Source organism: Chryseobacterium sp. BGA-UO-ETr-SB22 (assembly GCF_059567885.1).
This window is the reverse complement of the sequence record NZ_JCAQOV010000005.1, coordinates 3480708-3494728: the sequence shown is the minus strand read 5'-3', so window position 1 is coordinate 3494728 and position 14021 is coordinate 3480708. Positions and strand designations below refer to the sequence as shown.

Genomic DNA, 14021 nt, shown 5'->3' with positions numbered 1-14021 from the left:
TATCTTCATCACAAGAAATTGATATGAGAAAGAAGAAAGATGTAATTCTTGAAAATATAAAACTTTTCGCGGCAGGAGCAAAAGGAGTAGCTATCGGAAAAACGGAAGAAGGGAAAACTGTTTTGGTTTCCGGGGCGATTCCTGGGGACGTTGTAAATGCAAGAGTTAAAAAATCAAAGTCAAAGTATTTTGAGGCTGAAGTAAAAGAAATTGTTGAAAAATCACCATTCAGAGTTGATCCAAAATGTATTCACTTCGGAACTTGTGGTGGTTGCAAATGGCAGAATATGAGCTACGAAAAGCAGCTTGATTTTAAACAAGAAGAAGTTTATAATAATATTAAAAGAATTGGAGGAATTGAAGATTTTGAAACTGTTCCAATTTTAGGTGCTGAAGAACAATATTTCTACAGAAATAAAATGGAATTTTCTTTTTCTAATGCAAGATGGTTGACTCAATACGAAATCAGTTCTGAAGAAAACTTCGGAAGCAGAGATGCGCTTGGTTTCCATATTCCGGGAATGTGGAGCAAGATTTTAGATTTAAAAGAATGCTTCCTTCAGGAAGATCCTTCGAATGCAATTCGTTTGGCAGTTAAAAAATTTGCTGAGAATAAAGGGTTAGATTTCTTTGATGTGAAAAACCAGGAAGGTTTCCTGAGAACTTTAATGATGAGACAAAACTCTAAAGGAGAATGGATGGTTTTATTCCAGCTTTATAGAGAAGAAAAAGAAAACCGCACTCAGCTTTTTGATTATTTGTTGGAGCAGTTCCCGCAGATAAAAACATTGGTATATGCCATTAATCCTAAACAGAATGATTCTATTTATGATTTAAATATCAATGTGTATTTCGGAGAAGGTTACCTTATGGAAGAAATGGACGGATTGAAATTTAAAATCGGACCAAAATCTTTCTTTCAGACCAATTACAAACAAGCTTTAGAATTATATAGAAAAACGCTTGAATTTGCTGATCTAAAAGGCGATGAAGTTGTTTACGATTTATATACAGGGACTGGAACGATTGCTCAATATGTGGCAAGAAATGCAAAACAGGTTATCGGAATCGAATCTGTTCAGGAAGCAATCGATGCAGCAATTGAACATGCTGAATTGAATGGTTTGACTAACACAACTTTCTATTGTGGAGATATGAAAAACGTCTTTAATGATGAGTTTTTAGAAAATCATCCAAAAGCAGATGTTTTGATTACAGATCCACCAAGAGACGGAATGCACCAGAAAGTGGTAGAACAGATCATAAAGCTTTCACCGGAAAAAGTAGTTTATGTAAGTTGTAACTCAGCAACACAGGCGAGAGACCTTGCTTTGATGAAAGATCACTATACTTTAGTAAAGATCCTACCGGTGGATATGTTCCCACAGACACACCATGTTGAGAACATTGCATTGCTGATTAAAAAATAAATTTATTTAAATTTGAATTTCAAATCTTAATATGAAGTACTTTAAATTTCTCATAGCGATCTGCTTTTTAGGAATGCTTTTTTCCTGTGGAGGAGATGATGATATTTGTGAAAGCGGAGAAGGAACTCCCAGAATGAAGGTAGCTTTCAGATCAAAGGATGGAAAAGAGACAACTCTGGATACACTCTATGTAGCAGTAGATTATGGAGCAGGGAAGGTAGATCTGGGTAAAGTTGCAAAGATTGATTCCAGGTTAATTCCTCTACGGGTAGACAACTCGCCTTATACAGACGTTTATTTTAAACTTACCATTAAGGGGGCGGAATCTAAAGTAAGGATTAATTATAGTACGAAGTCAACGTATGTTTCTCCCGGATGCGGAATCAAAAAATCGTACGAGAATTTAACTTCAGAATTAGTAACTCCGAATCCTGTTCAAAAGGTGGAAATCGGACAAAATCAAATAGAGAATGAAGACAAGACTAATCTTTACCTTTCTTTTTAGTTTATTAGGAATAATAAGCTGGGCACAAGACAAAAAAAAGGAAGCAGAGAAAAAGGTTCAGGAGAAATATGAACCCAATTTTATGGTTGGCCTTGATGTACTGAATACCGGAGCGGGTTTCTTTTCTGACAGAAAACTGTATCAGGGATTTATTTCTTCAAAAATAAAAGGAAACCTTCATGCTATTGCAGAGGCAGGTTTTGAAAAGAATGTGTATCAGAAGAATGGATATGATGCAAAGGCAAGCGGTCCTTTCGTGAAGTTGGGAGCATTCTATATGCTGGCAAAAGATGCAGAGAATGAATTCAACGGATTTTATGTTGGAGGAAAAGCTGCCGGATCATTTTATAATCAGGAATATATGGCAATCCCTGTTCGTGGATTTGGAGGAAGTAACTCTTCTGAAGCCTTTCCTTCATCATCCCAGTCATCTTTTTGGCTGGAAGGAACATTGGGGGGCAGAGTGCAGTTATTTACTTCAAATTTCTACATTGATGTGAATCTTCAGCCAAGATACATGGTTTATACTTCCAAGCAGGATGATATTTCTCCAATGATCGTTCCAGGCTTCGGAAAAAGTTCTTCAAAATTCAATATGGGATTTGCATGGAATATTGCATATAAGTTTTAGAAATAGCATTTCTTAACTTTTAAAATATATAAAATACAAACGTTAGACGAGTCTAACGTTTGTATTTTTTTTAATATATATGGGTAATGAGTGTGTTATGTTGAAAAATATTAACTTATTTTATCCATAAGATTTATAAAATAGTTATATTTGGCGGAAATTATAATTGTGTTTTAATTTATGAAAAGAGTATTTACTGCTTTAATGTTTACCTTTATAGGAGGAGCCGTGTTCGGTCAATGGACGCCAACTTCCTTTAAAAAAGGAGACGATAACAAAAGAAGTACAGGATTTAGAGTAGATCAATCTAGTGTAAGAGGTAACGGGTACTATAAATTAGACCTGAACTTACTGAGATCTCAGCTGAAGAATGCACAGGAAATGGGTACAAATGCCACTCCTGTAGTGATTTCTCTTCCTACTATGAGCGGGAAGATTGAAAGATTTAACGTATACAGTTTTCCAGTAGTTGTAAAAGAACTGGCAGACAAGTATGAATTAGGATCTTATGTTGGAACAAGTGTAGAAGACCCTACCAAGTATTTAAGATTCAGTATTGCTCCTAATGATTTTCAGTCGATGATCATCCATGGAGGTAACTATGAATTTATTGACCCGGCTTCTGCTGATAAAACAGTTTATGCCGTTCATCCTAAAACTAAAAAGGATAAAAGTGGATTCTTATGTTCTACAGAAGAATCTCCTGCCGCGAAAAAGCAAATAGATGCTTTATTAAAAAATGGGCAGTCATTCTCAAATCAGGCAACAACTTTCAACAAAAGTTCTGATAAGAAATACAGAACAATGAGATTGGCTATGTCTGTTACAGGTGAGTATACTCAATACTTTATGGGGCTTGCTGGTGTACCTGCTACAGCTACAGATGATCAGAAAAGAGCTCCGGCACTTGTTGCCATTAATAATACTTTAACCAGAGTAAACGGAGTTTTTGAGAAAGATTTTGCATTGCATTTGAATTTACAGAATTTTCCAGGTGTAATTTATATTGACCCGGCTACAGATCCATATTCTGCTGCTGCTACAGGATCGGGAGGTGCATGGAATGGAGAACTACAGGGTGCTTTGACTGCTAATGTAGGAAATGTCAACTATGATATCGGACACTTGTTCGGTAAATCAGGAGGTGGAGGAAATGCCGGATGTATCGGATGTGTATGTATCAATCCTACAACTGCAGTTCCTAAAGGAAAAGGTTCAGGATTTACTTCTCCGGCAAATGGAATTCCATCAGGTGATAGCTTTGATATCGACTATGTTGCTCATGAGATGGGGCACCAGTTAGGAGGTAACCATACTTTTTCTCATAATCTTGAAGGAAGTGGTGTAAACATGGAACCTGGTTCAGGAACTACCATTATGGGATATGCAGGTATTACTGGTCCTAATACAGACGTACAGCCTAACTCTGATCCTTACTTCCATAAAGCAAGTATTGGTCAGATTCAAGCCAACTTAATTGCAAAAACTTGTGATGTAGAAACTACAATTACCAACAATCCACCGGTAATTACGGATCTGCCAACATATACTATTCCTAAAGGGACTGCTTTTGTTTTAACAGGTGGTGCTACAGATCCTGAAAATGATCCAATGACTTATTCTTGGGAAGAGGTTGATGATGCATCAGTTTCTATTAATAAGTTTAACTTAGGAAATACAATGTCGGGAGCTTCGTTCAGATCTGCTGTTCCAAGTACGAATCCAGTAAGATACTTCCCGAAATTTGCATCTGTAATGAATGGAGTATTAAATAATGCAAACAATACTTGGGAAGCGGTATCAACTGTTGCAAGAACGACAAACTTTGCATTAACTGTTAGAGATAATAACTCTAATGTAGCTCAACAGCAGTCAGCTTTTAAAGTTCAAACGATTGTTGTAGGAGATAACGGACCTTTCAGAGTAGCTAACCAATATGCTGATGTGAATACTCCAACTCCAGTTCAATGGATTGTTGCAAATACTAATGCTGCTCCTTATAATGTTACTACTGTAAAAATTGATTATACTACAGATAACGGAACAACCTGGACTGTATTATCAGCATCAACACCTAATGACGGAACTGAAAACTTTACTTTCCCTTCTTCATTGAATGGGCAGACTATTAAAGTAAGAATTTCTTCAATTGGTAATGTTTTCTATGCGGTAGGGCCTCTTAGTATTGCACCTCTATCTGCATGTAGCAGTGCTGCTCCAACGAATGTAGCAGTGAGTAATATCACAGTATCTTCAGCTAGTGCATCTTGGATGTCTTATACTGGAGCGACTTATAAAGTACGTTATAGAAAAGTAGGTACAACAGTATGGACTGAAGCTGATACTACAGTGCCATCAATCAACTTAGGTAATCTAATAGATGGTACACAATATGAAATTCAGGTAGCTTTGGTTTGCGGTACTACAGTAGGAACATATTCTACTTCTGTAAACTTCACTACACCACAACTTGCTTATTGTACTACTGGTACGAATAATGCTGACTATGAGTATATTTCCAATGTAACACTTGCGAATGTAAATAATACTTCAGCAAGCAGTACATATACAAACTATACAACAAACACTGCACTTCAGATTAACTTAACAAAAGGGAATGTTTATCCTATGTCTGTTACTGCTAGTAATCCAGATGTTGCTGATTTTGATACAGTAGCAGCATTTATTGATTTTAATAAGGATGGTGTTTTCAGCGAAACAGAAAGAGTATTGAATTATCCTGTAGCGACTACTCCATCGCCAACTGTAGTAACAAGTAATGTTACAATTCCAAGTAATGCAGTAGAAGGGCAGCCATTAAGAATGAGAGTTGTATCATTTTTTGTAGGTAGTACAAATGCTGGTTTATCATTACCGGCAGATTATCTATGTGGAAATAATTTTGATTACGGAGAGGTTGAAGACTATAACGTAGTCATTACTGGTAACCTTGCTACTTCTGAAACTGCTGTTAAAAATAATGGTATTCAGATTTATCCAAACCCGGTAAGTGATATTCTAAATGTTACTAAAGTTTCAGATAAAGCTAATTATAAAATCTATAGTGCTGCTGGACAATTAGTAGATAGAGGAAATATCAATAACGGAAAAGTAAATGTTTCAACTTTAGTTAAAGGTGGTTATGTAATTACAATAGATGATAAAGGAATTGAGCAATTCAAATCTAAATTCATCAAAAAATAAAGATAACCTTTATATATTAGCAAATCCCCGGGCTTTCCCGGGGATTTCTTTATTTAAAGCATAAGTGGAGATATTATTGGATTTTTACAAAAAAAACCTAAATGTACATGTAAATTAATAACGAAAAATGATTAGATTTGTATGATTAATATTATAATGAAAACATTATGAAGAAATTCTTTACCTCTTTTATTCTGTTTCTCTGTTTGATATGTACAGGCTTTGTATCCAAAGTCTCAGCTCAGGCAGGACAGATCGGGACAGGAACGGGTACCTCAGTGTATCTCCCCATACGTTCCTATTATGGGTATAGTTATTCCCAGCAGATCTACACTGCTGCGGAACTTACGACTGCTATAGGTACGTCGAACTATATCACAGCTGTAAAGTTTTATTCCACCACCGTTGCAACCTCACAGGATGTATATAAGGATTGGGTGGTATATATGGGAAACACAACCCAGACTAACTTTGCAACCATTACAAACTGGGTTCCATTTAATTCTTTGACCCAGGTTTTCGCCGGAACTTTACCTACCCTGACAAATGGGAACTGGGTAACTCTTCAATTGGCAACTCCGTTTTTGTGGAACGGGACAGACAATCTTGTGATTGCTGTAAATGAAAAAACTCCAGGTTATGCATCTTCACCAGGTACGGCTTGGGGATCTTATAATGCAGGAGCAAACAGAGGGATGATCTATTATGAAGATTCCGCAAACCCAGACCCTGCAGCACCTCCTGCAGCAAAAGACAGACTTGCGGATATTCCTAGAATACAGTTGGAAAGCCATCCGCTGCCAGCTTGTTCAACGGCTCCGCCTACCAATATTACAGTTTCAAACCTGACAACAGCTACAGCTAATGTAGGTTGGTACCTTTCTGCAGGAGCTACGTATGTAGTACGATACAGACCTGTAGCCGGAGGACCTTGGGTGACAATTAACGTAACTACACCTTTGGTAGGAAATCAGCTCATTACCGGATTAACAGAACAAACCCAGTATGAAGTTCAGGTAGCTACTATCTGTGGGGGTGTTCAGGGAGCATTTTCTTCCAGTGTAAACTTTACAACTCCTGCACTTACTTATTGTAATTCAGCTGCTACAAGTACTTTTATTGACGGGTATATCAGCCAGGTTTCAGTTAATGCGCAAGGAGCTCCTTCAATGACAAGTAACTCTAATCAAAGTGGTTATACAGATTATAGTACAGACCCAACAAGATTAGTTACTTTAGTAAGAGGGGGTACTGCTAGTGTTTCTGTAGCAAAAACATGGCCGGGTTATCAATATAGCTTCCTGACAGGAGTTTGGATTGACTTTAACCGTAATGGTGTTTTTGAAGCGACTGAAAGAGTATTAACTTCTCCAAGTAATACAACAACGCCGGTTACGGCCACATTCAATATACCAAATGCAGGAGGTGGTGCCTATACAGGAAACCTTACTACCAGAATGCGTGTTGTAATGAATGAATACAGCCCTATTAATGCTTGTGGAACGTATTCTTATGGTGAGACTGAAGATTATGCTGTTAAACTTATCGATTTATCAGCGTGTACTACAGCTCCACCAGCTGATATTCAGGTGAATAACGTAACTCCTTCTTCAGCTAACGTTACTTGGACATCTACTACAGGTGCTACTTATATCGTAAGATACAGAGTTTCTCCTTCTGGTGCTTGGCAGCAGATTGCTGTAAATACACCTTTGGTAAGTAATCAAATGCTTACAGGGTTATTAGAGCAAACAGCATATGACGTTCAGGTAGCTACTGTTTGTGGAGGTACTACAGGTGCATTCTCTCCGACTGTAACCTTTACAACTCCAGCTCTTACTTATTGTACAGCAGGTCCTACAAGTAATACTGCTACTAGTGGATATATTAATAATGTAACCGTTACTCCTACGAATACTCCTATCATGTTGAGTAATTCAGGATCGGATAACTATAAAGATTATACACCAGACCCTACAAGAGTTGTTATTTTTGAAAGAGGTTCTGCAAATAATAAAATTTCTGTGAACAAATACTGGCCGGGTTCTCCTACATCTTATGGAGTTTCAGCTTGGGTTGACTTTAACAGAAACGGAACATTTGAAACAAGTGAGAGAATTCTGAATACTACTTATAATACAACTACTCCGGTAACGGCAACTTTTGCTGTACCTACAGTGGCGAGTGGAAATGTATATACAGGAACTCTTCCTACCCGTATGCGTGTCGTAATGAGATATTTTGATAATGCTACCCAATGTGGGACATTTACTCAGGGAGAAGTAGAAGATTACGCAGTGAAGTTTGTAGATTCTCAACCATGTTCAACAGCTCCTCCAACGAATATTACAGTAAACAATATTGGTGCAACTACTGCAACAGTATCTTGGGTTGCAACTGTAGGAGCTACTTATAATATCAGATGGAGAACTACTCCTGGAGGTGTTTGGCAGACGGCTACTGTGCCAGCAGGTCAAAACTTCTATGGAATTACTGGTCTTACCGAGCAGACAAATTATGAAGTTCAGGTTTCTACAACATGTGGAGGTTCTACAGGAGTTTACTCATCATCAGTAACGTTTACAACTCCACCGTTGTCTTACTGTCAGATGACAGGTACCGGAACGAATGACCATATTTCGAATGTAACAGTTACCTCTTCGAACCTTGGTGTTCCTCCAATGAATAATACTTCAGTACAGACTAATTATACGAGCTACACAACACCTGAGACCCTTATTACTTTAGATGTTGATTCTCAAAATAATAAAATCTCTGTAGCAAAAGGTTGGACCGGAGCTACTGGAAATGATGCTGTAACAGCATGGATCGACTTTGACAGAAACGGACAGTTTACAGATGCTGAGAGAATTTTAATTTCTCCGGCTAACACAACTACTCCTGTTACTGCTACGTTTGCCGTTCCTTCAACATCTTATACAGGACCGTTGACCACTACAATGAGAGTTGTACTAAAACGTACAAGTGCTCCTGTAATGTGTCAGAATGCAGTAGATGGAGAAGTGGAAGACTACAGAGTAAGAATCAGACCTTGTAGCAATGCAACTCCAAATGCACCTACATTTACTACTACTCATACAACAGCTACTGTTACAATTACAGGAGCAGGAGTAAGCTATGTAGTAAGATATAGAGTTCAGGGAACAACACCTTGGACATCAGTATATGCTTCTACACAATTAGGTAACCTTCCATTAGTAATTAGTAACTTGACACCTGCTACTACTTACGAAGTTGAAGTTGCTGCAATTTGTGGGGATATTGTTGGTACAGCTACTCCAATCAAGACATTCACAACAAGATGTGATCCTACTCCTCCGAATGTGACGGTAGGGAACATTACTCCAACAACAGCATTGATTACATGGGCTCCGCTTGCAGCAAGCTCTACGTATACAATGAGATGGAGAAAAGTAGGTACTACTGCATGGACTCTTATCAGTTTACCTGCAGCTCCTGCAAATACTTATGTGTTAGGTAGTGTAACTCCATTAGAGCCATTCACTACGTACGAAGTACAGATTGCTAATATGTGTAACGGAGAAACTGCTCTGAACCCATATTCTAACCCTAAAGTATTTACAACAGAAAGAATCTGTGAAATTCCGCCTCCAGGATTGACTATTACTCAATTACTTCCTACATCGGCAGCAATCCAGTGGGATCCTTTCCCGGGAGCAACATATGTTCTTAGATATAGAAAAGTAGGTATTCCAAGTTGGACAGAAGTACCATCATTAGTTAATAACCTTGTATTAACAGGTCTTACAGAATTAACGAAATATGAAATGCAGGTTGTAAATATCTGTAATGGTACACCAGGAAATTATACTCCTCCATATTACTTCACAACTCCTACAGTAATTTACTGTCAGATGCATTCAGGAAGTTCTACAGGTGAGCATATTTCTAAAGTTACAGTGAAGCCTACCGGTAAGAAAACAATGGAGAATGAATCAGGAGCATCAACGTATACAGATTATACAGGAGTTCCTAAAACATTCATTGAAATGATCCAGGGATCAACAGACAATGAGATCATCATTGAGAAGAAGTGGACAGGAAATACTTATAACGAAGGAATCGCAGTTTGGATCGACTTCAACAGAAATGGTGAATTTGATATCAACGAAAGAGTATTAAGCTCTCCACCAAATACAGACAGTCCTATCTCAGGTAAATTCAATGTACCGGCAGATGCGTTTGTAAGTATGACAGATTACAAATATGTTGTAATGAGAGTAGCAATGTCAAGAGATGGTATTCCTGTAAACTGTGCAAGCTTCAAAGACGGAGAAGTAGAGGATTATACAGTAAGAATCTCTAAGCCAATCGTTGCTAATCCAATTGATCAAACAGGTATCATGATTTATCCTAACCCGGTAAGCTCAATATTGTTTGTGAAAAATATCAGCAAGAGAGCTAAATATAAGATCTACAATGCTGCCGGACAGGTAATCGGAGATGGTATCTTATTAAACAACCAAATCAATGTAAGCAGATTGATTAACGGTGTTTATGTAATCGATATCGATGATAACGGTAAAACTGTTCAGAAGAAATTTATCAAAGAATAATTAATTTAAATTTCAAATAGAATAAGCCTCCAGAAATGGGGGCTTATTTTTTTGTGCTTAAAAATCACAATCAAGTATGGAGAATAAATGTTTTTTTGAATAGTAAAAAAAATTTCGATCAGTTTGAAATTTTAAAATCGAATAAAAATAAATAGATTTCAGAAGGAAATAGTATTTCTGCTATCAGATCATGTATTTTTTAATTCAGATAATACGTATTAAGTACTTGTTGTGCTGAAGTGATATTGTAATGAGTTTTATTTTATGAAATTAATAATAATTTTGAATACTGAAGTAAAGATTGATTTCTTTCAAATCTTATTATTAATCAAAACAATTTATATCCCAATGAGAAAAATTCTATTCTCTTTATTAGCACCTGAATATTATTATCTGCCCAACATTCAAAAATGGGAGTTTAATACAGCTAATCTTGATCAGCTAATCTATATAACCATTTCAAATGGAAAGAGTGTAAAAGCAAGAACTATTTATAAAGACACAGTAAAATTTTTCTAAATGAGATCAAGACAATCTATTGTATTGAGGGTATTAAGTATCCTTATTATTGCTTTAGTACTTGCATCTTGTACTACTGTTGTTCCGGCTCCTTTTCCTTACAAACAGGACTTCAGTGCTGATAATGGAAATTTTACTTTTGTGAACTCTACACAGTCAAATAAATGGACCTTTGGTAATGCCGCAGGAAATCCTTCCCGGGCTATTTATATTTCCAATACAAACGGAGGTACAAATGCTTATAATAACGGTGCTTCCAGTATTGTTCATACATATAGAGACATTGTTATTCCTGCAGGAACATCAACTACGATATTATCTTTCGATTGGAGAGCAGCGGGAGAAAACGGTCAGGATTATCTTACAGTATGGCTTGTACCAACTTCTTTTACTCCGACAGCAGGCACAGGAATTACGGCAGGTGCCGGAAGAGTGAAGGTGGGTTCTAGCTTTAATGCGCAATCTACATGGCAGACCTATATGAATGCCAATCTGAATTTAAGCAGTTTTGCAGGATCCAATATGCGTTTGGTATTTGAATGGAGGAATAATAATAATGGTGGAGCCCAGCCGCCAGCTGGTGTAGATAATATTTATCTTGGGAGATGTTTTATCCCCACACCAACACCTGTAACTTTAATAACGTCTACTACGGCCCAGTTGAATTGGACCGCTCCATCTCTACCTCCGTCCAATGGGTATGAGTATTATCTGACAACAACAAATACTCCTCCTAATCAAAGTACAGCATCTACTGGTTCTTCCAGTACTGTTTTTGCAAGCGTGTCCCAATTGTTGCCGAATACAACTTATTATTGGTGGATACGTTCTGTATGTGGTACTAATAAAAGCCTTTGGGTTTCTGGTGGAAATTTTACAACATTAGCTTGTAATGCTACACCCCCAGTACTTACAATGGGTGGAATAACTCATAATTCAGCTTCTGTACAATGGCCCCGCAATAATGGAGTAGGAAACTATCAGATAAGGTACAGACCTGTTGGCACATTAAATTGGGTAGTAGTCAACCAGCCAGCTGTTTTACCTCCACAGGCAATGAATACTTTTAATGCAGCTAATTTATTACCTGCTACATTGTACGAAGTTGAGATTGCAGCAGTGTGTAATGGAACAGCAGGAAATTATGCTCATACGGAATTTTCAACAAGATGTGATCCTAATCCTCCCAATGTAACAGTGAGTACTATTACTTCAACAAGCGCATCCATTACATGGACACCGGTTTCATCAGGTTCTAGCTATATCATGAGATGGAGAGAAGTAGGAACAACAGCATGGAATCTGGTACCAATGCCAGTACCTCCTGCCAATACATTTAATCTTACAGGTTTAAGTGCCAATAAAACATATGAAGTACAAATCGCCAGTCAATGTGTTGGAAGCACTACTGTAAATCCTTACTCAGCCTCTCAGGTCTTTACAACAGGGAGAGTCTGCGAAATCCCGCCTCCAGGATTGACGATTACCCAATTGCTTCCTACATCAGCAGCAATCCAGTGGGATTCTTTCCCAGGAGCAACATATGTTCTTAGATATAGAAAAGTGGGTATTCCAAGTTGGACAGAAGTACCATCATTAGTTAATAATCTTGTATTAACAGGTCTTATAGAATTAACGAAATATGAGATGCAGGTAGTGAATATCTGTAACGGGACACCAGGAAATTATACTCCTCCATACTATTTTACAACGCCTACAGTCATTTATTGTAAGATGACCTCAAGAATTTCTACCGATGAGCATATTTCTAAAATTACAGTAAAGCCTTCTGATAAGAAAACAATGGAGAATGAATCAGGAGCGTCAACATATACAGATTATACAGGAGTTCCTAAAACATTCATCGAAATGATCCAGGGATCAACAGATAATGAAATCATCATTGAGAAGAAGTGGACAGGAAATACCTATAATGAAGGAATCGCAGTATGGATCGACTTCAACAGAAATGGTGAATTTGATATCAATGAAAGAATATTAACCTCTCCACCAAATACAGACAGTCCTGTTTCGGGTAAATTCAATGTACCGGCAGATGCCTTTGTAAGCATGACAGACCATAAGTATGTAGTGATGAGAGTAGCCATGTCCAGAGACGGTATTCCTGTAAACTGTACAAGCTTCAAAAACGGGGAAGTGGAAGACTATAAAGTAGCAATTTTAAAAAATAAAGTGCCTAATTTACTTGATCAGACCAGTATCATGATTTATCCCAACCCGGTAAGTACGATACTCTATGTAAAAAATATAAGTAAAAAGGCTAGTTATAAGTTATACAGTATATCCGGCCAGTTTATATCCGGCGGAATTATACTGAATAATAAGATTGATGTAAGCAAATTGATCAACAGTGTATATGTGATCTCTATTGAAGATGGTGGAAATACCATACAAAAGAAATTTATAAAAGAATAACACAAAAGCCCTCAGAAAATGAGGGCTTTTTTATTTTTAAGCGAGAAAATAATCTTCAAGAATATTTCTATTCAATAGCAAAGATTACTTTTTCGGTTTGTTCTTTTAATTCTTCCAGATTGGTATTGTTGTAGATGATACAATCTGCCATTTTAATTTTATCCCTTTCAGGCATCTGTTTTTCCATGACAGCTTCTACCTCACGGTAGGTTTTGTTATCTCTGTCCATTACTCTTTTAGCCCTGATATTATCCTCAGCAGTTACCAGAAGAGATTTATAACATTGCCTGTTGAGTTTTAGTTCAAACAATAATGCAGTTTCTTTGAAAACCAAATATTTGCTTTGCTTCTTGATCCAATTTTCAAAATCAATGCGTACAGCCGGGTGTATGATCTCATTCAATTGATGGAGCAGATCATTATTGTTGAATACCTTACTGGCAACAAATTTTCTGTCATACAATCCATTTTCATCATAAGATTCTTCACCAAGAAGTTCTTTGATCTTTATTTTCAGATCTTCGCTCTCATTGACGATGGCCTTTGCTCTGTCATCGGAATAATAAACCGGAAATCCGAATTCCTCTATAAAATGGGCAACTGTAGTTTTTCCAGAGCCTATTCCACCTGTTAAACCTATGATCTTGGGTGCTGGTTCCGGTTCAGTTTGTTGTGTTTCTGAATGTAGTTCTTCCATG

At 37.2% G+C, this 14021-nt stretch carries 8 protein-coding genes; 7 read left to right on the top strand and 1 reads right to left on the bottom strand.

Translation table 11 applies throughout. From position 1 onward, the window contains the following. The first annotated feature begins 23 nt into the window (after nucleotides 1-23). The 7 genes from rlmD (at nucleotide 24) to AC57AW_RS23225 (ending at nucleotide 13323) form a co-directional block, all read left to right on the top strand. Complete coding sequence (gene rlmD / locus AC57AW_RS23255) at nucleotides 24-1430, top strand: 23S rRNA (uracil(1939)-C(5))-methyltransferase RlmD (protein ID WP_496353760.1); 1407 nt, start codon at nucleotides 24-26, stop codon at nucleotides 1428-1430. A 31-nt stretch (nucleotides 1431-1461) separates the two neighbouring features. Next, nucleotides 1462-1935, top strand: a complete 474-nt coding sequence (locus AC57AW_RS23250) for a DUF6452 family protein (RefSeq protein WP_496353759.1) — start codon at nucleotides 1462-1464, stop codon at nucleotides 1933-1935. Beyond that, a complete protein-coding gene (locus AC57AW_RS23245; protein ID WP_496353758.1) occupies nucleotides 1901-2566 on the top strand; it encodes a DUF6048 family protein in 666 nt (221 codons plus the stop codon). The genes AC57AW_RS23250 and AC57AW_RS23245 overlap by 35 nt, the downstream gene beginning before the upstream one ends. Nucleotides 2567-2746: 180 nt before the next feature. Beyond that, on the top strand, nucleotides 2747-5770 hold the full coding sequence (locus AC57AW_RS23240; RefSeq protein ID WP_496353757.1) for a reprolysin-like metallopeptidase: 3024 nt from the start codon (nucleotides 2747-2749) through the stop codon (nucleotides 5768-5770). A gap of 167 nt (nucleotides 5771-5937) precedes the next feature. Next, a complete protein-coding gene (locus AC57AW_RS23235) occupies nucleotides 5938-10368 on the top strand; it encodes a GEVED domain-containing protein (protein ID WP_496353756.1) in 4431 nt (1476 codons plus the stop codon). A gap of 348 nt (nucleotides 10369-10716) precedes the next feature. Next, a complete protein-coding gene (locus AC57AW_RS23230; protein ID WP_496353755.1) occupies nucleotides 10717-10887 on the top strand; it encodes a hypothetical protein in 171 nt (56 codons plus the stop codon). After that, the gene (locus AC57AW_RS23225) at nucleotides 10888-13323 is read left to right on the top strand and encodes a fibronectin type III domain-containing protein (RefSeq protein WP_496353753.1); all 2436 of its coding nucleotides are present in this window, start codon (nucleotides 10888-10890) and stop codon (nucleotides 13321-13323) included. Nucleotides 13324-13390: 67 nt separating this feature from the next. On the opposite strand, the gene coaE is transcribed toward AC57AW_RS23225, so the two are convergent. After that, nucleotides 13391-14020: a dephospho-CoA kinase gene (gene coaE / locus AC57AW_RS23220; RefSeq protein ID WP_496353752.1), complete on the bottom strand. Its 630-nt coding sequence runs from the start codon at nucleotides 14018-14020 to the stop codon at nucleotides 13391-13393. Nucleotide 14021 lies beyond the last annotated feature (1 nt).

Bases quoted from the DNA above. Each gene is read 5' to 3' on its own strand.
- rlmD (WP_496353760.1), top strand. From the start codon at position 24: ATGAGAAAGAAGAAAGATGTAATTCTTGAAAATATAAAACTTTTCGCG.
- AC57AW_RS23250 (WP_496353759.1), top strand. From the start codon at position 1,462: ATGAAGTACTTTAAATTTCTCATAGCGATCTGCTTTTTAGGAATGCTT.
- AC57AW_RS23245 (WP_496353758.1), top strand. From the start codon at position 1,901: ATGAAGACAAGACTAATCTTTACCTTTCTTTTTAGTTTATTAGGAATA.
- AC57AW_RS23240 (WP_496353757.1), top strand. From the start codon at position 2,747: ATGAAAAGAGTATTTACTGCTTTAATGTTTACCTTTATAGGAGGAGCC.
- AC57AW_RS23235 (WP_496353756.1), top strand. From the start codon at position 5,938: ATGAAGAAATTCTTTACCTCTTTTATTCTGTTTCTCTGTTTGATATGT.
- AC57AW_RS23230 (WP_496353755.1), top strand. From the start codon at position 10,717: ATGAGAAAAATTCTATTCTCTTTATTAGCACCTGAATATTATTATCTG.
- AC57AW_RS23225 (WP_496353753.1), top strand. From the start codon at position 10,888: ATGAGATCAAGACAATCTATTGTATTGAGGGTATTAAGTATCCTTATT.
- coaE (WP_496353752.1), bottom strand. From the start codon at position 14,020: ATGGAAGAACTACATTCAGAAACACAACAAACTGAACCGGAACCAGCA.